This window comes from Mesorhizobium sp. P2_C4, assembly GCF_056404575.1.
This window is the reverse complement of sequence record NZ_JBFUDT010000007.1, coordinates 86,847-111,646: the sequence shown is the minus strand read 5'-3', so window position 1 is coordinate 111,646 and position 24,800 is coordinate 86,847. Positions and strand designations below refer to the sequence as shown.

General features: G+C 63.0%; 21 protein-coding genes and 1 tRNA gene. 11 read left to right on the top strand and 11 right to left on the bottom strand.

Annotated elements, in window-relative coordinates:
* Positions 1-86: 86 nt before the first annotated feature.
* Complete coding sequence (locus AC1DX6_RS24085) at positions 87-1,115, bottom strand: PstS family phosphate ABC transporter substrate-binding protein (protein WP_477317956.1); 1,029 nt, start codon at positions 1,113-1,115, stop codon at positions 87-89.
* Positions 1,116-1,628: 513 nt separating this feature from the next.
* Positions 1,629-6,209 carry a PAS domain-containing protein gene (locus AC1DX6_RS24080; RefSeq protein WP_477317954.1) on the bottom strand — a complete coding sequence of 1,527 codons (4,581 nt, stop codon included), beginning with the start codon at positions 6,207-6,209 and terminating at the stop codon, positions 1,629-1,631.
* 189 nt (positions 6,210-6,398) lie between these two features.
* On the opposite strand from AC1DX6_RS24080, the gene AC1DX6_RS24075 reads away from it, so the two are divergent.
* Entirely contained in the window at positions 6,399-6,746 is a 348-nt protein-coding gene (locus tag AC1DX6_RS24075) for a hypothetical protein (protein ID WP_477317952.1), read from the top strand.
* Positions 6,747-6,774: 28 nt separating this feature from the next.
* Here AC1DX6_RS24075 and AC1DX6_RS24070 read toward each other — a convergent pair whose 3' ends face one another.
* Entirely contained in the window at positions 6,775-7,116 is a 342-nt protein-coding gene (locus tag AC1DX6_RS24070; RefSeq protein WP_477317950.1) for a hypothetical protein, read from the bottom strand.
* Positions 7,117-7,199: 83 nt separating this feature from the next.
* Here AC1DX6_RS24070 and AC1DX6_RS24065 point away from each other — a divergent pair, with 83 nt between their 5' ends.
* A complete protein-coding gene (locus tag AC1DX6_RS24065) occupies positions 7,200-7,415 on the top strand; it encodes a hypothetical protein (protein ID WP_477317946.1) in 216 nt (71 codons plus the stop codon).
* 458 nt (positions 7,416-7,873) lie between these two features.
* Here AC1DX6_RS24065 and AC1DX6_RS24060 read toward each other — a convergent pair whose 3' ends face one another.
* Both AC1DX6_RS24060 and AC1DX6_RS24055 read right to left on the bottom strand, forming a co-directional pair.
* Positions 7,874-8,755 (bottom strand): glutathione S-transferase family protein, encoded by an 882-nt coding sequence (locus tag AC1DX6_RS24060; protein WP_477317944.1) that lies wholly within the window; start codon positions 8,753-8,755, stop codon positions 7,874-7,876.
* A 30-nt stretch (positions 8,756-8,785) separates the two neighbouring features.
* Positions 8,786-9,367, bottom strand: coding sequence for a VOC family protein (locus AC1DX6_RS24055; protein WP_477317942.1), 582 nt, complete (start codon positions 9,365-9,367; stop codon positions 8,786-8,788).
* Positions 9,368-9,760: 393 nt separating this feature from the next.
* On the opposite strand from AC1DX6_RS24055, the gene AC1DX6_RS24050 reads away from it, so the two are divergent.
* A complete protein-coding gene (locus AC1DX6_RS24050; protein ID WP_477317940.1) occupies positions 9,761-10,651 on the top strand; it encodes an adenylate/guanylate cyclase domain-containing protein in 891 nt (296 codons plus the stop codon).
* Between the two features lie 669 nt (positions 10,652-11,320).
* Here the strand turns inward: AC1DX6_RS24050 and AC1DX6_RS24045 are convergent.
* The 3 genes from AC1DX6_RS24045 to AC1DX6_RS24035 form a co-directional block, all read right to left on the bottom strand.
* Positions 11,321-11,395 (bottom strand) — tRNA-Glu (locus AC1DX6_RS24045).
* An 86-nt stretch (positions 11,396-11,481) separates the two neighbouring features.
* A complete protein-coding gene (locus tag AC1DX6_RS24040; protein ID WP_477317938.1) occupies positions 11,482-11,895 on the bottom strand; it encodes a VOC family protein in 414 nt (137 codons plus the stop codon).
* 36 nt (positions 11,896-11,931) lie between these two features.
* Positions 11,932-12,315, bottom strand: coding sequence for a fimbrial protein (locus AC1DX6_RS24035; RefSeq protein ID WP_477317936.1), 384 nt, complete (start codon positions 12,313-12,315; stop codon positions 11,932-11,934).
* 23 nt (positions 12,316-12,338) lie between these two features.
* On the opposite strand from AC1DX6_RS24035, the gene AC1DX6_RS24030 reads away from it, so the two are divergent.
* Together AC1DX6_RS24030 and rpoH are read left to right on the top strand one after the other, a co-directional pair.
* Positions 12,339-13,379: an RluA family pseudouridine synthase gene (locus tag AC1DX6_RS24030; protein ID WP_477317934.1), complete on the top strand. Its 1,041-nt coding sequence runs from the start codon at positions 12,339-12,341 to the stop codon at positions 13,377-13,379.
* Between the two features lie 188 nt (positions 13,380-13,567).
* Entirely contained in the window at positions 13,568-14,479 is a 912-nt protein-coding gene (gene rpoH / locus AC1DX6_RS24025) for an RNA polymerase sigma factor RpoH (RefSeq protein ID WP_477246322.1), read from the top strand.
* Positions 14,480-14,679: 200 nt separating this feature from the next.
* Here the strand turns inward: rpoH and AC1DX6_RS24020 are convergent, their stop codons facing one another.
* The 3 genes from AC1DX6_RS24020 to AC1DX6_RS24010 form a co-directional block, all read right to left on the bottom strand.
* Positions 14,680-15,339: a peroxiredoxin gene (locus tag AC1DX6_RS24020; RefSeq protein ID WP_477317932.1), complete on the bottom strand. Its 660-nt coding sequence runs from the start codon at positions 15,337-15,339 to the stop codon at positions 14,680-14,682.
* Between the two features lie 198 nt (positions 15,340-15,537).
* On the bottom strand, positions 15,538-15,903 hold the full coding sequence (locus AC1DX6_RS24015) for a cell division protein ZapA (protein WP_258606986.1): 366 nt from the start codon (positions 15,901-15,903) through the stop codon (positions 15,538-15,540).
* A 4-nt stretch (positions 15,904-15,907) separates the two neighbouring features.
* Positions 15,908-16,180 carry a DUF4164 domain-containing protein gene (locus tag AC1DX6_RS24010; RefSeq protein ID WP_477317930.1) on the bottom strand — a complete coding sequence of 91 codons (273 nt, stop codon included), beginning with the start codon at positions 16,178-16,180 and terminating at the stop codon, positions 15,908-15,910.
* Between the two features lie 261 nt (positions 16,181-16,441).
* Here AC1DX6_RS24010 and tkt point away from each other — a divergent pair, with 261 nt between their 5' ends.
* The 6 genes from tkt (at position 16,442) to AC1DX6_RS23980 (ending at position 24,699) form a co-directional block, all read left to right on the top strand.
* Positions 16,442-18,433 carry a transketolase gene (gene tkt, locus AC1DX6_RS24005; RefSeq protein ID WP_477317928.1) on the top strand — a complete coding sequence of 664 codons (1,992 nt, stop codon included), beginning with the start codon at positions 16,442-16,444 and terminating at the stop codon, positions 18,431-18,433.
* A 213-nt stretch (positions 18,434-18,646) separates the two neighbouring features.
* Positions 18,647-19,654, top strand: coding sequence for a type I glyceraldehyde-3-phosphate dehydrogenase (gene gap / locus AC1DX6_RS24000; protein ID WP_477317926.1), 1,008 nt, complete (start codon positions 18,647-18,649; stop codon positions 19,652-19,654).
* Positions 19,655-19,658: 4 nt separating this feature from the next.
* The gene (locus AC1DX6_RS23995) at positions 19,659-20,213 is read left to right on the top strand and encodes a putative glycolipid-binding domain-containing protein (RefSeq protein WP_477317924.1); all 555 of its coding nucleotides are present in this window, start codon (positions 19,659-19,661) and stop codon (positions 20,211-20,213) included.
* A 136-nt stretch (positions 20,214-20,349) separates the two neighbouring features.
* Positions 20,350-22,239, top strand: coding sequence for a potassium/proton antiporter (locus AC1DX6_RS23990; RefSeq protein WP_477317922.1), 1,890 nt, complete (start codon positions 20,350-20,352; stop codon positions 22,237-22,239).
* Between the two features lie 113 nt (positions 22,240-22,352).
* Positions 22,353-23,549 (top strand): phosphoglycerate kinase, encoded by a 1,197-nt coding sequence (locus AC1DX6_RS23985; RefSeq protein WP_477317920.1) that lies wholly within the window; start codon positions 22,353-22,355, stop codon positions 23,547-23,549.
* Positions 23,550-23,673: 124 nt separating this feature from the next.
* On the top strand, positions 23,674-24,699 hold the full coding sequence (locus tag AC1DX6_RS23980; protein WP_477317919.1) for a class I fructose-bisphosphate aldolase: 1,026 nt from the start codon (positions 23,674-23,676) through the stop codon (positions 24,697-24,699).
* Positions 24,700-24,800 lie beyond the last annotated feature (101 nt).

Below are 24,800 nucleotides of genomic sequence, written 5' to 3'. Positions count from 1 at the left end.
AAGGAAAATTCAAAGCGCCGCCGCCATTGCGGCAGGCGACGAAACCAGGGCGCGGACTTGGCCCGCGCCCTGGTTCGGTAGACTGATTACATCGTCTTTCCGGCGGCGAACGCGTCACGCTGGGCCTGACGCTCTGCGTCGGGAGCCGCAACGAGGCCGTATTCGGCGAGCGGGCTTTCCGGGCCGACCATCTGGTCGTCAAGGAAGAACTCGACATATTCCTTGAGGCCGGGAACGACGCCGAGATGCGCCTTCTTCACGTAGAAGAACAGCGGGCGCGACACCGGATACTCGCCGCTGGCGATGGTCGCGGTCGAAGGCACGATGCCCTTGACGGTAGCAACCTTCAGCTTGTCGGCGTTGTTTTCGTAGAAGGCTAGGCCGAACACGCCGACGCCGGTCTTGTTGGAGTCGATGCGGGCGAGGGTCTCGGTATAGTCGCCGTCGATGTCGACGGCCTTGCCGTCCTTGCGGATGGCGATGCAGGTCTTGCCGACTTCCTTGTCGTCGCTGATGCCGGTCGCCTTGATGGCGGCCTTGTCGCAGCCGGCGTCGAGAAGCTTGCTCTCGAACACTTCACGCGTGCCGTGCTTTTCGCCCGGAATGTAGGCGGCGATGTCCCAGTCGGGCAGCTTCGGATTGACCTGGCTCCACTTGGTGTTCGGATTGTCGACGAGCTTGCCGTCGACAACCAGCTTGGCGGCCAGCGCCTTGTAGATGTCGGCGGGAACCAGCGCCCAGTCCGGGCCCTTGATGTCGGTGGCGAAGACGATGCCGTCATAGCCGATGCGGACTTCCTGGATTTCCTTCACGCCGGCGTCGGCGCAGGACTTGATCTCGTCCGGCTTGATCGGGCGCGAGGAGTTGGCGATATCGATCGTGTCTTCGCCGACGCCCTTGCAGAATTCCTTGATGCCGGCGCCGCTGCCGCCGGACTCGACAACCGGGGTCTTGAAGTTGGTAAAGGTTTCGCCGAACTGCTCGGCGACGATCTTGGCATAGGGTAGCACGGTCGACGACCCGGCGACCTGGATCTGGTCGCGCGCGGCGGCGAAGCCGGACGACGCGGCGAGCGCAAGCGCCGCGGCCGACGCCGTGAGGAGGAATTTCTTCATGTGGCCTGCTCCTGTTCGGAAGATGGTCTCTCGGCGCCAGTGTCTTTCGGCGCCCTCTGAGGCCAATAGCCCCCGATTATTACAGTCGCATGACAGTTTCGTGTCAGCCCGGTAACGTCGAACGGGCGTGCCGAAAATGGCGGCCGGCCAGCCTTGGCAATGTGGCCGCGGTTTGCTGCCGGAATCAGGGACTTGCGAGATTGCGGGCGGCTTCTTCCTCGGCGACAGGCGCCGAGAAAGAAAATCCGGGCGGGAGCGCGTTGCCTATGGCCAGAGTGTGTCTTGGCCGAGCCATCGCCGAAAACAGGGTCCGTTGGGGTAGAATTGACGCTGTTTCTCGCCGGCGGTCGCTTGCTCCCGCCCGTAACCGGAGCGGATTTCCATGCGACCATTGTCCCGGCTGCGGGCTTGTTTTGGTATGGTGCGATCGCACCATAGTGTTTCGCGCAAGGGCGGCGCCGAATCTTCGGCGATCTTTCTCCGCTCGTTGCGAAAGCTGCCTCGATGGCGCGCCTATCCTGCGCTGCGCAGGACCTCGCCGCCGGCGCCGACCCAGCGCTCGACCTTTTCAAGCAGGGCCCTTGGGCTGATCGGCTTGGGCAGGTAATCGTCCATGCCCGCTTCCAGACAACGTTCGCGATCGCCTTTCAGCGCATGCGCGGTGACGCCGACGATCGGGATATGCGTGCCCGTCTCCTCTTCCAGCCGGCGGATGGCGGCGGTCGCTTCGAGCCCGCTCATCTCCGGCATCGAGACATCCATCAGGATCATGCGCGGATTGAGCCTGCCGAAGGCGTCGAGCGCCTTGCGGCCGTTGCCGACGATTTCAAAACTGTAGCCGGTTTCGCCGATGATCTGGGTGAACACCATCTGGTTCACCTCATTGTCCTCGGCAACAAGGATGTCGAGCCTGCGTTCATCGCCCGTGGCCCGGGCGCGGGCACGAACCGGCGGTGGCTGCAGCAAGGCCCGCTCGGATGCGGCGAGCGGCGGCTTTGCGGATGATGGTTCGGCAATGCCGCCGGAACCGCTGCGTGCTGCCGGCAGCACGCTACCGTCCGTCGTATGGTGATGGTGACGCTGGATTGTGGCGACCAGCGTTTCCAAAAGCACCGAAGACCGCGCCGGCTTGATCAGCTGCGCATCGATGCCGAGATCGCGATAGCTGGTGTTGGCAAGCGACTGGTCGACCGACGTCAGCATGATGATCGGCGTATCGGCGAGACCCGCAGTGTTGCGCACGATCCGCGCCATTTCGGCGCCACTCATTCCCGGCATCTGGTAGTCGAGCACGACACAGTCGACCGGCACCCCATAGGCAGCTGCGGCAACGAGCACCTTCAACCCCTCGGCGCCGCTTTCCGCTGCACAGGCATCGAAGGTCCATGACGCCATCTGCTCGCTCAGAATGGACCGGTTGACGGTATTGTCGTCGACGATCAGCACCCGTGCGCCGGTCACGTCGACCGGCATGATCCGTCGCCCGCCCTGGTCCCCGGCCCTCGGCAAGGTCACGGTGAACCAGAAGGTCGAGCCCTTGCCTTCGTCGCTTTCGACGCCGATCTCGCCCCCCATCAGCTCAACCAGGCGCGAGGTGATGGCGAGGCCGAGCCCGGTGCCTTCGTGGCGTCTGGTCGACGAGGTATCGACCTGGCTGAATTTTTCGAAGACGAGCTTCAGCTTCTGATCCGGAATGCCGATGCCTGTATCGGTCACCGAGATGGTGAGCTTTGTTCCCGTCGGCACCTTTTGCCCGGTCACGTCGACCAGCACATGGCCTTCGTCGGTGAATTTCACCGCATTGCCGACCAGATTGGTGACGATCTGCCTGATGCGGCCGACATCGCCTATGAACAGGCTCTCCAGGCCAGGCTCGATGCGCACGATGAGCTCGAGGTCCTTCTCCTTGGCGCGTGTCGACACCAGGGTCGCCACATCCTCGATCGCCTCGGGGAGGTTGAAGGGCGCCGGGTCGAGCACGAGCTGGCCGGCGTCGATCTTGGAGAAGTCGAGGATGTCGTTGATGATGGTCAAAAGCGCGTTGCCCGACTTGACGATGATGTCGGTAAACGTCTTCTGCTTCGGATCGAGATCGGATTTGGCCAGAAGTTCGGCCATGCCGAGTACGCCGTTCATCGGCGTGCGGATCTCGTGGCTCATATTGGCCAGGAATTCCGACTTGGCTCGATCGGCAAGCACGGCGCGCTGCCGCGCCTCGCGCAATTCGGCCTCGCGCAGCTTCAATTCGGTGATGTCGGTGGTCGATCCGATCAGATAGAGCGAGCCGTCGGACGCGATCATCGCGCCCTTGCGGGCGAACTGGTAGCGCACACTGCCGTCGGCAAGCGTCACCGTCTCTTCGACCTCCTGGGTCTCGCCGGTGCGCAGCACGGCGAGATCGCCATTGACGAAAGCTTCGCCGTCCTGCCCGAAAATCTCAATGTCGGTCTTGCCGATCGCATCTTCCCTGCTGAGACCGGTGAGGTCGCACCAGCCCTTGTTGACATAGAACTGCCTGAGGTCGGAGCGCTTGGCGTAGATCGACACCGGCACGTTGTCGATGAGGCTGCGGAACACCTCGTTCTCGCGCATGCTCTCCTGCAGCGCGTGCTCGCGCGCCTTGACCTCGGTGATGTCGGTGCTGGAGCCGACCAGGTGCACCGACCCGTCGAGCGCCACCAGCCGGCTCTTGCGCGTCATCAATTGCTTGAGCGTGCCGTCACGATGGGTGACGGGCTCCTCGATCTCGCGGACGCGGCCGGTGACGACGACTTCGGTGTCGTCATGACTGTAGCTTTCGGCATCGTCGACGCCGAAAAGCTGGCGGTCGGTGCGGCCGATGACCTCTTCCTTGGGGATGCCGGTCAGCGCGCACCAGGCCTTGTTGACGAATTCGATGCTCAGATCCTCGGCCTTGATGAAGGCGGCAACCGGCAGTTCGTCCATCACGTGCCGGAACAGGTCGATCTGGCGCATGCTTTCCTGCAGCGCCTTTTCGCGAGACTTGATCTCCGAGATGTCGACGCGCACGCCGATGAACGTGCCGTCCTCGGTCCGCATGTCGTAGACCTGGTACCAGCGGCCATCGGGATTGAGGCGCTCATAGGACGAGTTGGGCAAGCGGTAGCGGGCGAGAATGGCGTCGAGCCAGCGCTCGGGATCGCCGTCATACAGTTTGTCGACCTGAGGATCGCCGCTGAGGCGGAAATAGCCGACCGAATGGCCGAGCTTCAGCGCGTCGCGGAAGGTGCCGCCGGGGTGCCATGCCGGCTTCAGGGCCGGCAGCGTGTCCTGCAGCTTGCGGTTGGCGAAAACGAACTTGTCGTCGCGATCGTAGATGATGACGGCAGCCGGCAGCGATTCCAGCACGGTGGCGAGATTCTTGCGCGCATCCTCGGCTTCCGTCTCACGGCGCTTCATGTCGGAAATGTCGAAGATGAAACCGGCGACATAGTTGCGGCCGCTGGCCATCGAGACGCGGTTTTTCCTGACAATGCGCGAACGGCCGATGCCGGCAGACGCGAAGTTCTCTTCCACTTCGTAAGGTTTGCCGCTTGCCAGGACCTGCTTTTCGCTTTCCTCGAACAGCACCACCTCGTCCGGCGTGACGAAATCGACACCGGACTTGCCGAGCATCGCCTGCGGCTTCTGCCCGAACAGTGAGGAGAACGCCTCGTTGACGAAGACGAAGCGCAGATTGTCGTCCTTGACGAAGATCGGGTCCTTGACGCCGTTGATCACCGCTTCGGCCAGCCGCGATTTCTCCAGCGCTTCCGCCAGTTCCGCCTCGCGGTCCTTCATCTCGGTGACGTCGACGTAGGAAATCAGCCGCTTGCCACCGGCCAGCGGCGCCATCGACGAGATCAGCGTGCGGCCGTCATTGCGCGGGAATTGCTTGGATCCGGCCGTGCCCGCCCTGATCTCCGCCTCGCGCTCGACCATATGCTGCTGCCATGTCGCATCGTCCGAACCATAGGGGTCGACGTCGCGGCTGGCCTGCATCAGGTCGCGGAAGCTGCAGCCGATCTCGGCGCGCCGGGCGTCGATCCCCCAGAAATCGTAGAAGGCGCGATTGATGACTTCGGCGCGCATATCGGCATCGAGGACGAGGACGCCGATCGGCATCTGGTCGACCATTGTGCGCAGATTGGCGAAGGTTTCAGCCGTGCGGGCGTTGGCGCTGACGATCTCGGCATCGCGAGCCTTGAGCTCGGTGACCTCGTAGTAGGTCAACAGCCGCTTGCCTCCGGACAGCGCCGTCACCGAGAACATCATCGTCCGGCCATCGGCGTGCGGGAACTCGCGCGGCGCGACGGAGCCGGCGCGAATCTCCTCGATGCGGCTGGCGAGGTAGCGCTGCCACGCCCCCTCGTCGATATCGCCATAGATGCCGTTGCGGCGGTTCAACTCCATCAACAGGCTGAACGGGGCGCCGATGGTCACGGCGCCTTCCGGAATCCTGGAGAGGTCGCGATAGGCCTTGTTGACGATCAGCGTGTCGAGCCGGGCGTCGAGAAGCACGACGCCCATATGCATGGCATCCATGGTCCGCTCGAGATCGGCCAGATGCTGCGCATTCTCGCCGGCTGCCGGCGCATCGCTGACTTGCGGCGTCGGCTTCAGCTGGTCGAATGCATCGGCCAACGCCGTGACGTTACGGCCAATGCCGCGATAGCCGGCAAATTTCGCCTCGGCATCGAAGCGTGGAAAGCCGGTGATCGAAACCCATTGGCAGTCGGGGCGGCCGCCTTGCAATTCGTAGACGAAATCCCGGAACGGCCGATGCGCCTGCAAATCCTCCAGATGTGCGGCAGCATTGCGATTGCCGTCCAGCATCTGCTTGAGGAAATCGAAGCGGAACCGGCCAAGAATGCTGGCGGGATCGATGCCGGTGGCGGCCTGGTAGTTTTCCGAAACCCAGGAGAAGCGCAGCTCGGCGTCGGTCTCCCAGATCCAGTCAGCACCCGCTTCGACCAGCTGGCGTAGCGCCTCGGCCGAATCGATGTGATCGGCGAGCGCATCGTTGCCGTGCACACCCTTCTTGCGGGCACCGCGCTTGCCACGTGCCCCAACTGTTTCGTCCGCTTCCGCCATCCCGTCCCACCCCGAAAACCAAGGCCGAACCCTCCCCGCGGTTCGCCGACGGAATGTGCCCGAGAAGCATTAACGATCCGCTAACCATAACGGGTTGCAATGATCCAAAAAACCGCAACTGGAACGCGTCAATTCGGCCGGTTGTCGGCGAGACCGCGGCCGCGTTATAAGTACCCAGGGGTATTGCTAATGTTCGGTCGGATTCTGCCTTTTTTCCTGGGCGCGACGCTGCTTTTCGGCAGCGGTTGCGCACGCAGCTATGACGGCACGGTGGTCATCCCCAGGCCGCTCGATGTCAGGCGGTTTTGGGACCCGGATCCATCGCAGACACGGGCAAGCCAATTGCAGGCGCAAACCGGTGTCTTTCCGGTGGCGCCGCACGAGCCAAGACGGTTCGCAGCCAGCAGGGACGCTCCGCCGGCAAGGCGCCCGACGAGGCTCTCCAACCCACCAAGCCTTTCTGCCGAACCAACGAAGCCGCTGGCCTGCAAGGATGTCACCGCACCCGGCAAGCGCTACCGCGTGGTCTGCGAATAGCCGGCCGACTTTTCTCAGCTGAAGGTAGTCAAAGCGACGCTGCGCCCTTTTTAGGCTCCTTGGCGCCGAGTTTTTCCAGAGCGAAACGCACCTGGCGCAACTCGTCCTGCCAGCCGTCGTCGTCGCTCATCGAACTTTCTGACGCTGCGCGCTGCAACCCGCGCGCCTCGGATTCGATCTCGCGAAGCCCGGCGATTTTCTCTTCGATGGTGAGAGATTGGTCCTCGACAATCTCCTGCACCTTCATTTCCCTGAACGTAACCATGGCGATTGCTCCTGGTTGATCGCCTGCCACAACGCCGTGACAGCAAGAGCGTTCCAGGCAGTTCAATGTGAAGCCGGACAGACGGCATCGAGCGAGGCGCGCCACGGTGACCAATCCCGCAAAATCGGCCGCTTGCCGTTGAAACCTTTGCCCGGCCTTGCGCGTTGTATGCGCAAAGGAGACCGAAGATGTCTATTCACTTCACCGTCTCTGGCCTGACCAGAAACCTGATCCACTCGCTGGGACTGGACCATGAGCGGGCGCCGAGACCCCTGACGCCTGAGCAAAGCCTGTTGCTGGAATGCTATCTGGCCGGCCAGATTCCGGAATCGGCCTGGAACGACTATGTTTTCGAGACGCCGGAGCTGGAACGGCATGTCAATGCCAGGCGCCAACACCATTGATCGCGACAAGGCAGCAATGCTCCACCCACCTGTGACTGGCCCGCATCTCGTGGGCTTGATACTTTTTGTTGTCCGGACGTAGCATTTTCGATAGAAATTCGATCCAGTCTTCAGTGGAATATGACCACTCGCACCATCATTTGCCCCGGGGGAAAATCATGAAGAAGACCTACGAAAAGCCGACGCTTCAGAAGCGAGAAAAGCTGTCGAACGTCACGGCAGCTACCAAACAGTCCCCCGTAGTCTAGGACTGTCCGCACCAGCGACGCTGACCCGCGCTTGAACGAGCCCGCCCGGAAACGCGCGGGCTTTTTGTATGGGCGTCCGCGAAAAGCAAAAAGGCCGGCGCGGGGCCGACCTTTCCTTCCACCTCGACATCCGCGCCAGTACATCCGTGGTCACGGACCGGAAGTGAATTGCCTTGAGTAGACAGGGCTTTGGTTAACGAGTTCTTAGCATCATGCCGTGGCCTGCGATTTCACATAGGCGATATAGCCGCGAACATCGGCGGCCGGCTCAGCATAGGCCTTGCCAAGCTTTTTCTCGATCGCCGCCATATACTCCTTCGCCCAATTGGGCAGCGTGTAATCGATGACCGCCAGGAACTCGAGCGTCGACGCCAGGCGGATGTCGGCGATCGACGGGTTGTTGCCCCCGATGAACGGCTTGCCGTCCCGGAAGAAGCTGTGAAAGACTTCCAGCGGCTCGGCGATCGCGGCCATGGCAGCCTTCTGGGCTTGCGACTTGCTGTCGGGATGGGCGTCGCTGTGGCCGACCTCGCCGGCATATTGCGGGAAGCCGAGCGCCGGATAGGTGGCGCGCGCCACATAGGGGTAGAGCGTGCCGATCAGGTAGAACATGGCGCTGTCGACCATCGCCCGCTTGGCCGGTGCCTTGGGATAGAATTTGTCCAGCCCGTGCTTGTTGGCGAGATACTGCATGATGGCGCAGCTTTCCCACAGCACGCCGCGCGGCAGGCCCTTGTCCTCGATCATCGGCGTCAGATGCGCCGGGTTGCGCGCCATATATTCGGGCGAGCGCGTGTGGCCCCAGGCGTCGGTCTCGGCAGCGTCGAACCCGGCAGCGCGCGCAAACACCCGAACGGTCATGTTGTTGACGCTCGGCTTCAGCATGCTGAGCTTCAGCGCCGGCTTTTTCGCCGCTTTCGCCTTGGTCTTCGGCGCGGCTTTTGCCGTCGCCTTCGGCGCCGGCTTTGCCGCCGATTTCGCTACCGGCTTTGCCGAAACTTTCGACGCTGCCTTGGTTGCAGCTTTCGCTGTCGGCTTGGCGGCTGCCTTGGCCGCGGGCTTCTTCGCACTTTTCGTCGCTGTCTTTGCCATTGTGGTCCTCCCTCTGGTTTTTGTTGGTCGTCAGTACGGATTCTTCGCCGCCCGGTCGTCCGACAAGGTCGCGCGGGAGCGCTCTACGAGCGCCTGGATCGCGTCGGCGAGATGCACTTCGGCTATTGCGTAGTCACCGCGCGCGACGCGGATCTTGTGCGCCTCCATCAGCACGTCGGCATGCGTGAAGCCCGCCGGCGGCTCGAAGCGGTAGGAGGCAAGCTCGATCAGCAGGCCAAGCGGATCCTCGAAATAGATCGAATCCATGAAGCCGCGATCCTTGACGCCGCTGTGCTTGATGGCGCGCTCGTCGAGCCGGGCGACCGCCTGCAGGAAAGTGACGCGCGACACCGAGAAGGCGATGTGGTGGACGCAACCCGGATCGGTCGGCGTGCGCCGCTTGACCGCCGTGCGGCTCTCATCGGTGAAGATGGTGATCAGCCTTCCGTCGCCCGGATCGAAATAGAGATGGCTCTCCTTGGCTTTGTCGAGGTTGGGCTGCTCGAAGATGAACGGCATGCCCAGCACACCTTCCCAGAAATCGATGGAGGTCTGGCGCCCGGCACCGACCAGCGTGATGTGATGGACGCCTTGCGATTGCAGTTTCTGCATTGGCCCTCTCCCTGCCTCGTCCCGTCCCTTGCGACGAGCTTCGATCTCTGGCCGCCGCATGACATAGCCAACCACGTCATGCGCGCGGCGGATGTGCTTGCCTGGCGGCTTTCCCGATCCGTTCCCCGGCGTCCTGCGCGCCGTCCCGAGCCTTTGGCTCATGGCTTTTGAAGCGATGCTAAATCAATTGGCAGCGCCGCGCCAGAAGCGACGAATCCGAGCACAATGTTTTGAGATCTTGGTACGCCCAAGGGGAATCGAACCCCTGTTCCCGAGTGAGGGCGTAACCCTTAGAAGCGAAGCACCGCCGCGGCCCCAGGCGCGCAAGTGGATAGGTCAAAGGCAGCTTTGGTGTGTTATATACGCTGTGTTCTCGGGGCGGATACGAGTTCGATGGATCAGGAAAGACTTCTAGCTGCAGTCCTCCTAGCTGATGTCGTGGGCAGCACGCCCCTCTATGAGCGCATCGGCGACGATGCCGCTCTGCAGCAGGTCTCGGATTGCCTGGACGCGATGCGCGAGATCGTCGCCCGGCACGGCGGTGATTTCATTCATTCGAAAGGCGATGACGTACTCAGCCTGTTCGAGAGCCCGGAGGCAGCGCTGAGGGCCGTCTGCCAAATCAGCCGCCAACTGACGGAAGGGCCGTTGAGCGCCCGTATAGGATTGCATTTCGGGGCGGTCATCCGCGCACGGGGCGAGGTCTTCGGTGACGTTGTCAATGTCACCGCAAGGTTGTCCACTACGGCCAACCCCGGGGAGGTGCTGATCAGCCAGAGCTTCTGCGAAGCCCTTTCCGCGGGGAGCCGCAGTGGCTTGCGGCTCCTCGACAAAATGGCCTTGAAGGGGAAACAAGAACTCTTCGATGTCTATACCCTGTGGAGCGACGATGGGGCCCTCAGTACGCAGATCACCAGCCGGGGCACCATTACCAGCAGGCGCTCCGTCCCGCCGCGGCTGGCCAAACTGGTCATCCGCTATGGAGATCAGTTGCGATCCTGTCGAAACAACGAATTCGTGACCATCGGCCGATCTCCGGAATGCAATATTGTCGTCGAGCGGCCCTGGGTTTCAAGGCACCACGCGACCTTCACCATTTCGAATGGCAGGGCCCGGCTTGTCGAGCGAAGCTCGTCGGGCACATTTGTATCGATGGGACCCGGCCATGAAGTGTTCGTACGCCGCGAAGATATTCTCCTCTTCGGCTCCGGCGTCATCTCGCCTGGACTGAGGCCGTCCCTCGGCGACGCCCAGGTTCTTCACTACGAAATTGTCTCAGACTGACCCGGCCGCACTCGTCAGCCGCGACCGGCTTCAAGCGGCCGCGGCGATCTCTTTGGCAATTCCGCGTGCGCGCAGCGCTGGTTCGCTGACGCCGTCAATGTTTGCGTTGAACCTTTTCGTTGACCGAAATGGGGTCGCCGATTGGATTTGAAGGACGACCTGATAGCCGACGAAGCAACGTCCACCGCCAGCGCGCGGTGGGCTCAACTGACCAATCGTAACCTACGCGGCGCGTCGTTGAGCCAACTGGAGGCCCGAACGGACTCGACGAGGGTCCACCGCGGTCACAATGGTGTGGTGGTGATCGCAATACACGCGATCCGGCGAAGTTGCCCCAGCGCAAAAACGGTAACCCCCGGGCACTGACCGATCTTCGCTAACCGGGAAGCGGCACTGATAAACGCCGAGCTGAATAAGGGGGACGTCTCTCGAAGCTAGTCTGACATTCTTAGGCATGATGGTTTTCAGGTTCCTGGTTCATAAGCCGACGCCGGCTGACGGCCGCAGTGCGACCGCGCTTGGGTGAGCTTCTCTCGTTTTAGAGGCTGTGGACCGCTATATGGTGTTGGTTGCGCCTTCCGTGAAGCCAATAGCTTGCGACTTAAGGCCACACCTGCGGGAACGCACCGCGGGCGGGGGGTAGTGAGAAAAGCTAAGTATTGATCTTGTTGGTACGCCCAAGGGGAATCGAACCCCTGTTCCCGCCGTGAGAGGGCGGTGTCCTGACCGCTAGACGATGGGCGCGTTCAAGAACCGGCGATATAGGCTGACGGCTGGGAAAAAGCAACGGGGCTTCGGGACAATCGGTTGTCCGTATTATCCGGGCTGTTTCAGGCCTGGCGTTTCGGCTCGATCAGGTCCCAGAGATTGCCGTAGAGATCGGCGAAAACCGCCACCGTCCCATAGGGCTCATGGCGCGGCGTTTCGCGGAATTCGATGCCGTTTTCGAGCATCGTCGCGTGGTCGCGGGCAAAGTCGTCGGTTTCGAGGAACAGGAAAACCCGGCCGCCGGCCTGGTTTCCGATCCGGCTTTTCTGCGCATCGTCCGCTGCCTCGGCCAGAAGCAGCCGCGCGCCTTGCCCGTTTGCCGGTGTGACCGTCACCCAGCGCTTGCCGTCACCGAGATCGATGTCGTCGGTGAGGGCAAAGCCAAGCTTGCTGACATACCAGGCAATCGCCTCGTCATAATCGGCGACGACGAGCGTGACGGTTGCAATGCGGCGGCTTTCGGCAAACCCGGTCATATCTGCTGCATACTTGTTTGCTGCATGTGCGGCCAACTACTTGTTGCGGATTGCGAAGCGGCCGACGATGCGACGCTCGGCAATGTCATAGACAAAGATTGTCCGGCTGCCGTCGGCAAGCTCGGCGTCGATCGAGATGCGGTTGCCGGACAGCGATTGGCTGACGATTTTCGCCCCGACCGGCAGCACGATGTCCCCGGTCAGCGGCTCGCCGGCGGGCACCTGGATGTCGCCGGCCAGCGGCGGGCTGACGGAAGGCGCATTGCGGGCTTTGTAGACAAGCGCGCCGATCACCACCATAAGGGCCAGCAACAGCAGGCCGAGATTGACGGCCATGAAGCGCAGGAGTTTCTTCCGCACGCTTTCGACTTCGGGGTCGAGCGGTTTTTCCTGGTCTTCGTCGGCAAGCGGCTTGGCCATGGCAAAATTCCGGAACATTTTCGATGAGCGCTCATAGCGAAGAGACCCAGCAATTCATAGAGGCCGCGCCGATCACGCTGGAAGCAGGCGCTGACGCGGTCGGGCAGCGGCTCGACCAATGGCTGGCCGGCCAGCTCGGCCCGGACATGTCGCGCAGCCGGGTGCAGATGCTGATCAAGCAGGGTGCGGTCAAGATCGGCGGCAAACCGGTCGACGAGACGAAGCGCAAGATGACCGCCGGCGAGCAAGTGTCGGTGGAGATGCCGGAACCGGAGCCGGCCGAGCCGCAAGGCGAAGCCATTGCGCTGGAGGTGCTCTACGAAGACGCCGAGCTGATCGTCATCAACAAGCCTGCCGGGCTGGTCGTCCATCCCGGCGCCGGCAACTGGACCGGCACACTGGTCAACGCGCTGATCCATCACTGCGGCGACAGCCTGTCCGGCATTGGCGGCGTCAGACGGCCGGGCATCGTTCACCGCCTCGACAAGGAGACCAGCGGCGTCATGGTCGTGGCCAAGACTGATCGTGCCCACAAGTCCTTGTCGGAAGCCTTTGCCGATCACGGACTGACCGGCGATCTCGAACGCGCCTATCTGGCGCTGGTCTGGGGCATACCGACAAGGCCGACGGGAAAGGTCGATGCGCCGCTTGGCCGTGCCGCCGACCGCGTGCGTCGCGCCGTGGTGCCGGCTGGTCGCGACGATGCCCGCCACGCCATCACCCATTTTGCCGTGCTGGAGCGCTTTGGCGAACAGCAGCAGGAATTTGCCACCGCAAGCATGGTCGAATGCCGGCTGGAAACCGGCCGCACCCACCAGATCCGCGTCCACATGGCGCATATCGGCCATCCGGTGGTCGGCGATCCCGATTATGGCCAGGCCTTCCGCACCAAGGCCAACCGGCTGCCCGAACCGTTGAAGACCAACGTGAAGGCATTTCCGCGACAGGCTTTGCATGCCCGCCTCCTTGCATTTCGCCACCCGACTACCCATCTACCGATGAGGTTCGAGGCGCCGATACCGGGGGACATGGAGGAACTCGTCGGCGGTTTTCGCAAACTCTGAACCGGTCTTCTAAAACCTGAGCGGCATTGTTCACTTTGGCGTGACACACTGTTTCGTGTTGAACAAATGCCTGTCTTTTCTGGTTTTGTTCCTATATGAATTCGTTGTCGCGAATGAGCCTTTTGGCGTTCGCGTCACATGCCCGCCGCGTTTCGGGGGCATCACTCCAAGAGAGAGGGGGCGCTATCATGGCCCAGTCATTACCCAGTATCGTTTCCGGCGAAGGCGGCCTCAGCCGCTACCTGGAAGAAATCCGCCGCTTTCCGATGCTTCAGCCGCAGGAAGAGTACATGCTCGCCAAGCGTTATGCCGAGCATGAGGACACCACGGCTGCGCACAAGCTCGTCACCAGCCACCTCAGGCTCGTTGCCAAGATCGCCATGGGCTATCGCGGCTATGGCCTGCCGATCGGCGAGGTGATCTCGGAAGGCAATGTCGGCCTGATGCAGGCCGTCAAGAAATTCGAACCCGAGCGTGGCTTCCGCCTCGCCACATACGCCATGTGGTGGATCAAGGCCTCTATCCAGGAGTACATCCTGCGCTCGTGGAGCCTGGTCAAGATGGGCACCACCGCCAACCAGAAGCGCCTGTTCTTCAACCTGCGCAAGGTGAAGGGCAAGATCCAGGCGCTCGACGATGGCGACTTGAAGCCTGACCAGATCACCGAGATCGCCACACGTCTGAACGTCTCGGAAGCCGAAGTGGTGTCGATGAACCGCCGCCTGTCGGGCGACGCTTCACTCAACGCGCCGATCCGCGCCAGCGAAGGTGAATCCGGCGAATGGCAGGACTGGCTGGTCGACGACCATGAAAGCCAGGAAGAGATGCTGATCGAGCAGGACGAGCTGGAAAACCGGCGCGGCATGCTGTCGGGCGCTCTTGCCGTGCTCAACGAGCGCGAACGGCGCATCTTCGAGGCGCGTCGCCTCGCCGAAGAGCCGCTGACGCTGGAAGAGCTGTCGGCCGAGTTCGACATCAGCCGCGAGCGCGTGCGCCAGATCGAGGTGCGCGCCTTCGAGAAGGTACAGGACGCGGTCAAGGCCGCGGCCAAGCGCCAGATGCAGGCGCTGCGCACCATCGAGGTACAGCCGGCGGCGTAAAGCCTTACGGCAGGAACACAAACGGCGGCGTCAGGAAACTGACGCCGCCGTTTTTTTGTCGCTCGCTCCAGGGCGTGATGAGATTCAGGTCAGGCCGAGCCGAAAATGGTGGCTTCCGAGAACCGGAGCGGAGCGTACTTTTTGTACGTGAGCACCGGAAGCGCAGGAAGCCGCCATTTGCAGGCCGGCATCACCTGAATCTAGGCGGAAGGCTGCTTGGTCTTCCTGAGATACGGCAGGATCGTGTCGAAGGCGCCAAAGCGCTTGATCGCGTCCTCGTTGGAAACGGCGGCGGTGATGATGACATCTTCGCCCTGCTTCCAGTTGGCCGGTGTCGCCACCTGGTGCTTGGCGGTCAGCTGGATGGAATCGATGACGCGCAGGATTTCGTCGAAGTTGCGGCCGGTGGTCATCGGATAGGTCAGCACCAGCTTGATCTTCTTGTCGGGGCCGATGACGTAGACCGATCGCACCGTGGCGTTGTCGGCCGGCGTGCGCCCTTCCGAAGTTTCGCCGGCTCCCGCCGGCAGCATCTCGTAGAGCTTGGCGACCTTGAGCTCCTTATCGCCGATCAGCGGATAATTAACCGTCTGGCCGGTCGCCGTCTTGATGTCGGCCTGCCACTTGTCATGGCTCGCGACCGGATCGACCGAAATGCCGATGATCTTGACGTTGCGCTTCTTGAACTCCCCTTCCAACCCCGCCATCGTGCCGAGCTCGGTCGTGCACACCGGGGTGAAATTCTTCGGATGGCTGAACAGCACCGCCCAGCCGTCGCCAATCCATTGATGAAAGCTGATCGTCCCCTGCGTGGTCTCGGCGGTGAAATCCGGCGCGATATCGTTGATACGAAGGCTCATGACACACTCCCCTTGTAAACAGATGCTTTTACAGACAATTGCCGCCGGCAGCGAATGTCGGGCAGCCGGCAAGCCGCCTTCAAGCCGTCCGCCCGGCGTGCTGCATCTTAGCGCAAAAATTCGGGTTGCAAGAAAATATGAAACTCTTGTCAGCGGCGGCGTGAGCATTTTCCTGCTGCCGGGAATACGAAGGCAGCGTCAGGCCTTCTTCACCGCCAGCGACGTCGCCAGGTCTTCCATGCGCTGGGCGAGTGCGCCGAGCGCGCCGGTCAGCACGGAATCGTTCTTGTCGGCCTTGGTCAGCGCGTCGTCGCGCGTCTTGCGCAGCGTCAGCACTTCGCTTTCCATGCCCTTGACGCGTTTTTGCAGTTCCGACAGCTCGTCCATGACCATGATGCCGGCCATGACCGTCAGCCGCTGGTCGCCGATCTCGCCAAACGAATCCTTCAGATGCGAGACATAGCGGTCGAAGCGCTCGGCAAGGTCGATCAGGTGTTCTTCCTGGCCCTCGTCGCAGGCCATCCGATACTGCTTGCCGTCGATGGAAACCGTGACTTGTGCCATGAGCCTACCTGTCCAGCACCGCGCGGATGGTTTCCATGGCGGTCACCAGTCGGCGCGACACTTCCTTGTTGGCGTCTTCCAGCCGTTCGGCGCGGGCTTCTGAATTGTCGAGTTCCTGCGCCAGCCGCGAGCGGTCGGCGTTCATGCGCTGCACCTCGGCTTCGGATTCGGAATAATCCCGCTCATGCTCGAGCTTGGCCGCGACCGCGTTTTCCAGCCCTTCGATGGCCTTGCCCAGCCTGCCGATGACTTCCTTAAGTGTCGTTTCCCCGGTCATGGCCTTCGTCCTGTGCCCTGCCCATCACCGAATCATTCGCATTCAGAACGCGTTATCTCCGAAACATTAGGCGCCGTGTGAAGGTGACGTCAACAAAGCTCTCACGACTGTCCCCCGCTAACGCTAATGTACGCGCATACCCACCATCACAAGGCCGGCAAAAACGCACCGGTTTGTTGACTAAAAGGCCGCGCCTGCTATGTGTCGCGCACCCTTTTCAAGGGCTCTCCCAAGGCCCCAACCCCCCATATTGGAGGAAGCATGACATCGCGTGAACAACATGACCGGATGGCCAATGCGATCCGTTTTCTTTCCATGGACGCCGTCGAGAAGGCCCAGTCGGGCCACCCCGGCCTGCCCATGGGCTGCGCCGACATCGCCACGGTGCTGTTCACGCGCTTCCTGAAATACGATGCCAAGGCCCCACACTGGGCCGACCGCGACCGCTTCATCCTGTCGGCCGGCCACGGTTCGATGCTGCTCTATTCGCTGCTCTATCTCACCGGCTACGAAGACATAGCGATCGACCAGATCAAGAGCTTCCGCCAGCTGGGCTCGAAGACGGCGGGCCATCCCGAATATGGCCACGCCGCCGGCATCGAGACGACGACCGGCCCGCTAGGCCAGGGTCTCGCCAATTCGGTCGGCTTCGCGCTTGGCGAGCGCATCATGAACGCCGCCTTCGGCAATGACCTCGTCAACCACTACACCTATGTGCTGGCCGGCGACGGCTGCCTGATGGAAGGCATTTCGCAGGAAGCCATCGCGCTTGCCGGCCATCTCAAGCTCAACAAGCTGATCGTCTTCTGGGACAACAACAACATCTCGATCGACGGTCCGGTTTCGCTGGCCGACAACACCGACCAGGTCGCCCGCTTCCAGGCCTCCGGCTGGAACGCCAGCCACATTGACGGCACCGATCCCGAAGCGATCGCCTATGCCATCGAGGCCGCCCGCCATTCCGACAAGCCGACGATGATCGCCTGCAAGACGACCATCGGTTTCGGCGCACCGACCAAGGCCGGCACCAACAAGGCGCACGGCTCGCCGCTCGGCGCCGAAGAGATCGCCGGCGCGCGCAAGTTCTTCAACTGGGAGTCGCCGCCCTTCGAGATTCCGGCCGACATCCTCGACGCATGGCGCGGCGCCGGCAAGACCGGCGTCAAGGCCCGCACCGATTGGGAAGGTCGCCTTGCCAAGGCCGACGCCAATCTGCGCGGCGAGTTCGAGCGCCGCATCGCCGGCAAGCTGCCGTCGAACTTCGACGCCGTCATCGCCGACTACAAGAAGAAGCTCGCAGCCGACAAGCCGAAGGTCGCCACCCGCAAATCCTCGGAAATGGCGCTTGAGATCATCAACGGCGCGGTGCCGGAAACCATCGGCGGCTCGGCCGACCTGACCGGCTCCAACAACACCAAGACCAGCCAGACCAAGAACATCACCGCCGACGACTACGGCCAGCGCTATGTCCACTACGGCATCCGCGAGCACGGCATGGCCGCCGCGCTCAACGGCCTGACGCTACATGGCGGCCTCATCGCCTATGGCGGCACTTTCATGTGCTTCTCCGACTATGCGCGTCCGGCGATGCGCCTCGCTTCGCTGATGGGCATCCGCTCGATCTTCGTCATGACCCATGATTCCATTGGCCTGGGCGAAGACGGCCCGACCCACCAGCCGGTCGAGCACATGGCGGCGCTGCGCGCCATTCCCAACCACAATGTCTTCCGTCCGGCCGACGCGGTCGAAACCGCCGAATGCTGGCAGCTGGCCATCGAAGCGGAAAAGACGCCGTCGACCCTGGCGCTGACCCGCCAGAACCTGCCGACGCTGCGCACCGAATTCGTCGCCAAGAATCTCAGCGGCCAGGGCGCCTATGAGCTCGTCGCCGCCAGCGGCGAAGCGGCGGTGACCATCTTCGCCTCCGGCTCCGAGGTCGAGATCGCGGTCGCTGCCCGTGAGCTGCTGGAAAAACACGGCCATCCGACCCGCGTCGTCTCGGTTCCCTGCTTCGAGCTGTTCGACCAGCAGAGCGCCGACTACCGCAAGAAGACGATCGGCAACGCGCCCATCAAGATGGCGATCGAAGCGGGCATCCGCCAGGGCTGGGATCATCTGATCGGTTCCGACGGCATCTTCATCGGCATGACCGGTTTCGGCGCCTCCGGCACCATCGAACAGCTCTATCCGCATTTTGGCATAACCGCCGATGCGGCAGCCAAGGCGGCGGAAGCCCGCCTGCACGGCAAGTAAGACCTGTGCCTGTCGCCCAAACGTGTATTGCGGTTTTGGGATAGCGACATGCACCAAACAAGAATGCTCCGGCGGAATCGCACACAGCGGTTTCGCCGGACTGGCCTAACCTAATCGATTTAAATTCATGTCGCTGCGGCTGGATTCTTTCCGCTTCCGCCGCTATGAAGCTGCGGACCAATTGTCTGCCCTCCAGCTCCCCGGGAGAGAAAAATGACCGTCAGAGTAGCCATCAACGGATTCGGCCGCATCGGCCGCAACATCCTGCGCGCCATCCACGAATCCGGCCGCAAGGACATCGACGTCGTCGCCGTCAACGATCTCGGCCCGGTCGAGACCAACGCGCACCTGCTGCGCTACGACAGCGTGCACGGCCGCTTCCCGCATGAAGTGTCCGTCGATGGCGACCAGATCACAGTCGGCAAGGAAAAGTTCAAGGTCACCGCGATCAAGGATCCGACGCAGCTGCCGTGGAAGGAACTCGGCATCGACATCGCGCTCGAATGCACCGGCATCTTCACCGCCCGCGACAAGGCAGCCGCGCATCTGGCCGCCGGCGCCAAGCGTGTCATCGTCTCGGCTCCGGCCGAGGGCGCCGACCTCACCGTCGTCTACGGCATCAACCACGACCAGTTGACCAAGGACCACATCGTCATCTCGAACGCGTCGTGCACCACCAACTGCCTGGCGCCGCTGGCTGCCGTGCTGCACGAGACCGTCGGCATCGAGAAGGGCATGATGACGACGATCCATTCCTACACCGGCGACCAGCCGACGCTGGACACCATGCACAAGGATCTCTACCGCGCCCGCGCCGCCGCTTTGTCGCAGATCCCCACCTCGACCGGTGCCGCCAAGGCGATCGGCCTGGTGCTGCCCGACCTCAAGGGCAAGCTCGACGGCATTTCGATCCGCGTGCCGACCCCGAACGTCTCGGTCGTCGATTTCAAGTTCATCGCCAAGCGTTCGACCACCGTCCAGGAAATCAACGACGCGGTCATCGCCGCCTCCAATGGCAAGCTCAAGGGCATCCTCGGCGTTACCCATCATCCGAACGTCTCGATCGACTTCAACCATGATCCGCGTTCCTCGATCATGGCGCTCGACCAGACCAAGGTCATGGACGGCAACTTCGTTTCGGTGCTGTCCTGGTACGACAATGAGTGGGGCTTCTCCAACCGTATGTCCGACACCGCAGTCGCCTTCGGCAAAACCATCTGACGGCATGTTGCCGCCGCTCACGCGTCGCTGGCGCCCGGTGCAAGGCACCGGGCTCGAGCATCTGACGTTGCAGCCGAAAGCTGGCGGTCTCGTTGCCGACAGCGTGGTGATCGGTGAGCGCGACGGCAAGCCTTTCGGCGCGACCTACCGGATCGAGTGCGATGCGTGCTGGTGCGTGCGCTCGTTCACGGTCGAGACCACCGACGGCCGCACGCTTTCGCTCGTGTCGGACGGCGCCGGCCACTGGAGCGACCCGGACGGCAAACCACGCCAGGAATTCGACGGCTGCATCGACATCGACCTGGCCGGCACACCCTTCACCAACACGCTGCCGATACAGCGGCTGGCGCTGAGACCCGAAGACGGCACCGTCGAATTGCGGATGCTCTACGTTCCTTTCGACGACTTCATTCCCGTCGTCGACGGCCAGCGCTACACCTGTCTCGAAGCCGGAAAACTTTACCGTTATGAGGCCGCCGACGGCAGCTTCACCGCCGAGCTTCCCGTCGACGAGCACGCCCTGGTCATGGATTATCCGACGCTCTTCGTTCGCGTCTGAAACCACACCCGGCGATCGGCCGCTGTCGTTGTTGGCGATGAGGCCAAAAAACCATCCTCTCGCCTTGCGCTGGCCATGCCTTCGCCCCACTCTCCCGTAAAGCGAGAGACAGAGGAATTCGAGGGGCAAATCACGGATGGAGCATGCGATCTATCTCGTCACGCTGGTCGGCACCGCGCTTGTCCTTGCCGCCGCGTTTTCGAGCCTGATCGCCTTCCGCTTCGGCGCACCCCTCCTGCTCTTGTTTTTGTGCATCGGCCTGGCCACCGGAACCGACGGTCTTGGCATCCAGTTCGACAATGCACGGCTGGCTTATTTTGCCGGCTCACTGGCGCTCGCCGTCATCCTGTTTGATTCCGGTTTCGGCACGCCGCTCAACGCCTTGCGCCAGGCAGCCGGACCGGCGCTGTCGCTGGCGACCGTCGGCGTCCTCCTGACCACCGGCCTGTTCGGCGCCGCAGCCTATTATGTGCTCGATCTCACCTGGCTGGAATCCTTCCTGCTCGGTGCCGCCGTCGCCTCGACCGATGCCGCGGCGGTGTTCTTCCTGCTGCGTGCCGGCGAGATCAATCTGCGCGAGCGCGTGCGCGCCACGCTCGAAGTCGAATCCGGCACCAATGACCCGATCGCCATCTTCCTGACCATCACCCTGGTCGAGATCATCGCCGCTCATGCCGACCCCGAAGCCAAGGTTCTGGTCACCAACCTCGTCCTCGGCTTCCTGCTCAATATGGGGCTCGGCGCCGTCGTCGGCATTCTCGGCGGCATGGCCATCGTGCGCCTCGTCGACCGGCTTAACCTTGATCACGGCCTGCTGCCGATCTTCGTGCTGACATTGTCGCTGATGGTGTTCGCCGCCGCCGGCGCCATCGGCGGCTCGGGCTTTCTGGCGGTCTATCTCGCCGGCCTGGTTGCCGGCAATTCCGACATCCGCGCCGTCACCATTCTCAAGCGCTTCCAGGACGGCATGTCGTGGCTGGCGCAGATCATCATGTTCCTGATCCTCGGCCTGTTCGCGACGCCGTCGCAGTTTCCGGCGATCATGGTGCCGGCGGTGTTGCTCGGCCTGTTCCTGATCTTCATCGCCCGGCCGCTTGCCGTCTGGCTGTGCCTGATCCCGTTTCGTCTGCCGCGCCCCGAGGTCGCCTTCGTGTCCTGGGTCGGCCTGCGCGGTGCCGTCTCCATCCTGCTCGCCATCACCCCGCTGCTTGGCGGCCTCGAGAACGGCCGCCTCATCTTCAACACCGCCTTCATCATCGTGCTGGTGTCGCTGGTCTTCCAGGGCTGGACCGTCGGACCGCTGGCGCGCCGCCTTGGCCTGATCGTGCCGGCCCGCCTTGGGCCGCTGGACAAGGTCGAGCTCGAACTGCCGGGCTCGGCCCATCACGAGCTGCTTGCCTACCGCGTCGCGCCGGGCAGCCCGGTGGCGCGCGGCGAGCGCATTCCGCGCTGGGCGCGGCCCTCACTGGTGCTGCGCGACGGGCGCTCGATGCGCTTCCAGGACATGGGCCGGCTGGCGGCCGGCGACCAGGTCTACATCTTCGTGCCGGACCGCTATCCGCGCCTGCTCGACAAATTGTTCGCCAGCCGCGCCGTGGTCGATCCCGAGGATGCGGATTTCTTCGGCGCCTTCGCCGTCGACCCGGCCCGCTCGGCCGAGGAACTGGAGGCCGCCTATGCGCCGGGCCTGACCGAGGCAGAACAAAAGCTCACAGTCGGCGCCCTGGTGACGGCGCGGCTTGGCGGCCATGCCGAATATGCGGACCGGGTGCTGATTGGCCCGATCGAACTGATCGTCCGCGACGTCGACGACAAGGGCAAGATCATGGGCCTCGGCCTGTCCTTCGAGCCGACAGCGCCGGTGGCGCGGGTGCCAGTTTTCCTCAGCGCCGGCGAAATCCGCGACCGTGTCTCCGCCCTTGTCCGCAATTGGCGCAAGCCCGGTGAAACGCAGATTGCCGAGGCTGAGGCGCAGGTGGAACCAGCCCCGGAACCGGCGGGGGAAAAGACACAAAGCGAGAGCTGACCACTCCCGACACAAGCCACCAGATCATATTTTCCGCCTCGACCGGTCGCAGGTCTTGCATCGTCGTTGGCGCGGGGTATGGTCCCGGCGATTTTCCGCGGAAAGGAACCAGCATGGCCGGCTTTAGGACACTCGACGATATCGGCAACATCTCCGGCAAGCGCGTGCTGGTGCGCGTCGACCTCAACGTTCCCGTCGCTGAGGGCAAGGTCACCGACGCCACCCGCATCGAGCGCATCGCCCCGACCATCGCCGAATTGTCCGGCAAAGGCGCCAAGGTCATCCTGCTCGCCCATTTCGGCCGGCCCAAGGATGGCCCGTCGCCGGAATTCTCGCTGGAGCCGATCGCCAAGGCGACTGCCGAGGTACTCGGTCGCCCGGTCGGCTTTGCTGCCGACTGCATCGGCGACAAGGCCGCGAGTGCGGTTGCCGCCATGAACAAGGGCGACGTGCTGCTGCTCGAAAACACCCGCTTCTACAAGGCCGAGGAGAAGAACGATCCGGCCTTCACCGAAAAGCTGGCTGCCAATGGCGACATCTTCGTCAACGATGCGTTTTCCGCCGCGCACCGCGCCCATTCGTCGACCGAAGGGCTGGCGCATCTGCTGCCGGCCTTCGCCGGCCGCACCATGCAGGCCGAGCTCGACGCCCTGGAAAAGGGCCTCGGCAATCCCGTCCGCCCCGTGGTCGCCATCGTCGGCGGCGCCAAAGTGTCGAGCAAGATCGACCTGTTGATGAATCTGGTGAAGAAGGTCGACGCGCTGGTCATCGGCGGCGGCATGGCCAACACTTTTCTTGCCGCGCGCGGCACCGCTGTCGGCAAGTCGCTGTGCGAGCATGATTTGGCCTCGACCGCCAAGCAGATCATGATTGAAGCGGCCGAGGCCGGCTGCGCCATCATCCTGCCGGTCGACGGCGTGGTGGCGAAGGAGTTCAAGGCGGGCGCTGCCAGCGAGACCGTCGCCATATCGGCGGTGCCGGCCGATGGCATGATCCTCGATGTCGGCGAAAAGACCGTGAAGAGCGTTGCCGAATGGATCGACCGTGCCGCGACGCTGGTCTGGAACGGTCCGCTTGGCGCCTTCGAGATCGAGCCCTTCGACCATGCGACGGTGGCGGCGGCCAGGCACGCAGCAGTGCGCACCAAGGCCGGCAAGCTGGTCTCTGTCGCCGGCGGCGGCGATACGGTGGCGGCGCTCAACCATGCTGGCGTCGCCGACGACTTCACCTATGTCTCGACCGCCGGCGGCGCTTTCCTGGAATGGATGGAAGGCAAGCCGCTGCCCGGCGTCGATGTGTTGAAACGCTGAACCGATCAACACTCAGCGAGCGAACAGGAGCGCCGGCGGCTTTCAAGCGATTCACGCTTTCCGGCGCCATTCCTTTGGCGGTAGAGTTCCGTTGGCGCGGAAACCCGTTTCAGGAGAAGCAAGCATGAGCGAACGTCTCGAAGACATTGCCGCCGCAATCGTGGCCGATGGCAAGGGCCTGTTGGCCGCCGACGAAAGCTCCGGCACCATCAAGAAGCGCTTTGACGTCATCGGTGTCGAATCCACCGCCGACAGCCGCCGCGACTATCGCGAGATGATGTTCCGCGCCAAGGATGCGATGACCAAATACATCTCCGGCGTCATCCTCTATGACGAGACCATTCGCCAGAAGGCCGCCGACGGCACGCCGCTGGTCGACATCATCAAGGCCGCCGGCGCCATTCCCGGCATCAAGGTCGACGCCGGCGCCAAGCCTCTGGCCGGCTTTCCCGGCGACACCGTCACCGAGGGCCTCGACGGCCTGCGCGAGCGGCTCGCCGACTATTACAAGCTCGGCGCCCGCTTTGCCAAATGGCGCGCGGTGATCGATATCGACACCGGCAAGGGCGTGCCCTCCGCAAATTCGATCGCCTCCAACGCCCATGCGCTGGCCCGCTATGCAGCGCTCTGCCAGGAGGCCGGCATCGTGCCGATCGTCGAGCCGGAGGTGTTGATGGACGGCGCCCACGACATCGACACTTGCTATGCGATCTCCAAGGCGACGCTGATCAAGCTCTATGACGAGCTGCATGCGGCCGGCGTCGTGCTGGAAGGCACCATCCTGAAGCCCAACATGGTGCTCGCCGGCAAGAAATCGGGCAAGGTGAGCAGCCCCGAGGAAGTCGCCGAAAAGACCATAAAGCTGTTCCGCGAGACGGTGCCTTCCGCGGTGCAGGGCATCGCCTTCCTCTCCGGCGGCCAGGAGGACGAGGAGGCGACCGCCAACCTCAACGCCATCAATGCCATCGGCCCGCATCCGTGGAAGCTGACCTTTTCCTATGGCCGCGCGCTGCAGGCGGCGCCGCAGAAGGCCTGGAGCGGCAAGGCGTCGAACATCGCCGCCGGCCAGGCCGCCTTCGCCCACCGCGCCCGAATGAACCATCTGGCGGCGCTCGGAAAATGGCAGGCCAGCCTGGAAAAGGCTGCCTGACCCCAACGCATTTGTCTTGATCCCGACCCGGGCGGATGCGCCCGGGTTTTGTTTTGCGGCCCTCCGGCTTGGGGCGCTGCGGCGGCATACCTATCTCCTGT

What these genes read in the sequence shown, in the direction of transcription:
- AC1DX6_RS24085 (WP_477317956.1), bottom strand. Translation starts at nt 1,115, where the DNA reads ATGAAGAAATTCCTCCTCACGGCGTCGGCCGCGGCGCTTGCGCTCGCC.
- AC1DX6_RS24080 (WP_477317954.1), bottom strand. Translation starts at nt 6,209, where the DNA reads ATGGCGGAAGCGGACGAAACAGTTGGGGCACGTGGCAAGCGCGGTGCC.
- AC1DX6_RS24075 (WP_477317952.1), top strand. Translation starts at nt 6,399, where the DNA reads ATGTTCGGTCGGATTCTGCCTTTTTTCCTGGGCGCGACGCTGCTTTTC.
- AC1DX6_RS24065 (WP_477317946.1), top strand. Translation starts at nt 7,200, where the DNA reads ATGTCTATTCACTTCACCGTCTCTGGCCTGACCAGAAACCTGATCCAC.
- AC1DX6_RS24060 (WP_477317944.1), bottom strand. Translation starts at nt 8,755, where the DNA reads ATGGCAAAGACAGCGACGAAAAGTGCGAAGAAGCCCGCGGCCAAGGCA.
- AC1DX6_RS24055 (WP_477317942.1), bottom strand. Translation starts at nt 9,367, where the DNA reads ATGCAGAAACTGCAATCGCAAGGCGTCCATCACATCACGCTGGTCGGT.
- AC1DX6_RS24050 (WP_477317940.1), top strand. Translation starts at nt 9,761, where the DNA reads ATGGATCAGGAAAGACTTCTAGCTGCAGTCCTCCTAGCTGATGTCGTG.
- AC1DX6_RS24040 (WP_477317938.1), bottom strand. Translation starts at nt 11,895, where the DNA reads ATGACCGGGTTTGCCGAAAGCCGCCGCATTGCAACCGTCACGCTCGTC.
- AC1DX6_RS24035 (WP_477317936.1), bottom strand. Translation starts at nt 12,315, where the DNA reads ATGGCCAAGCCGCTTGCCGACGAAGACCAGGAAAAACCGCTCGACCCC.
- AC1DX6_RS24030 (WP_477317934.1), top strand. Translation starts at nt 12,339, where the DNA reads ATGAGCGCTCATAGCGAAGAGACCCAGCAATTCATAGAGGCCGCGCCG.
- rpoH (WP_477246322.1), top strand. Translation starts at nt 13,568, where the DNA reads ATGGCCCAGTCATTACCCAGTATCGTTTCCGGCGAAGGCGGCCTCAGC.
- AC1DX6_RS24020 (WP_477317932.1), bottom strand. Translation starts at nt 15,339, where the DNA reads ATGAGCCTTCGTATCAACGATATCGCGCCGGATTTCACCGCCGAGACC.
- AC1DX6_RS24015 (WP_258606986.1), bottom strand. Translation starts at nt 15,903, where the DNA reads ATGGCACAAGTCACGGTTTCCATCGACGGCAAGCAGTATCGGATGGCC.
- AC1DX6_RS24010 (WP_477317930.1), bottom strand. Translation starts at nt 16,180, where the DNA reads ATGACCGGGGAAACGACACTTAAGGAAGTCATCGGCAGGCTGGGCAAG.
- tkt (WP_477317928.1), top strand. Translation starts at nt 16,442, where the DNA reads ATGACATCGCGTGAACAACATGACCGGATGGCCAATGCGATCCGTTTT.
- gap (WP_477317926.1), top strand. Translation starts at nt 18,647, where the DNA reads ATGACCGTCAGAGTAGCCATCAACGGATTCGGCCGCATCGGCCGCAAC.
- AC1DX6_RS23995 (WP_477317924.1), top strand. Translation starts at nt 19,659, where the DNA reads ATGTTGCCGCCGCTCACGCGTCGCTGGCGCCCGGTGCAAGGCACCGGG.
- AC1DX6_RS23990 (WP_477317922.1), top strand. Translation starts at nt 20,350, where the DNA reads ATGGAGCATGCGATCTATCTCGTCACGCTGGTCGGCACCGCGCTTGTC.
- AC1DX6_RS23985 (WP_477317920.1), top strand. Translation starts at nt 22,353, where the DNA reads ATGGCCGGCTTTAGGACACTCGACGATATCGGCAACATCTCCGGCAAG.
- AC1DX6_RS23980 (WP_477317919.1), top strand. Translation starts at nt 23,674, where the DNA reads ATGAGCGAACGTCTCGAAGACATTGCCGCCGCAATCGTGGCCGATGGC.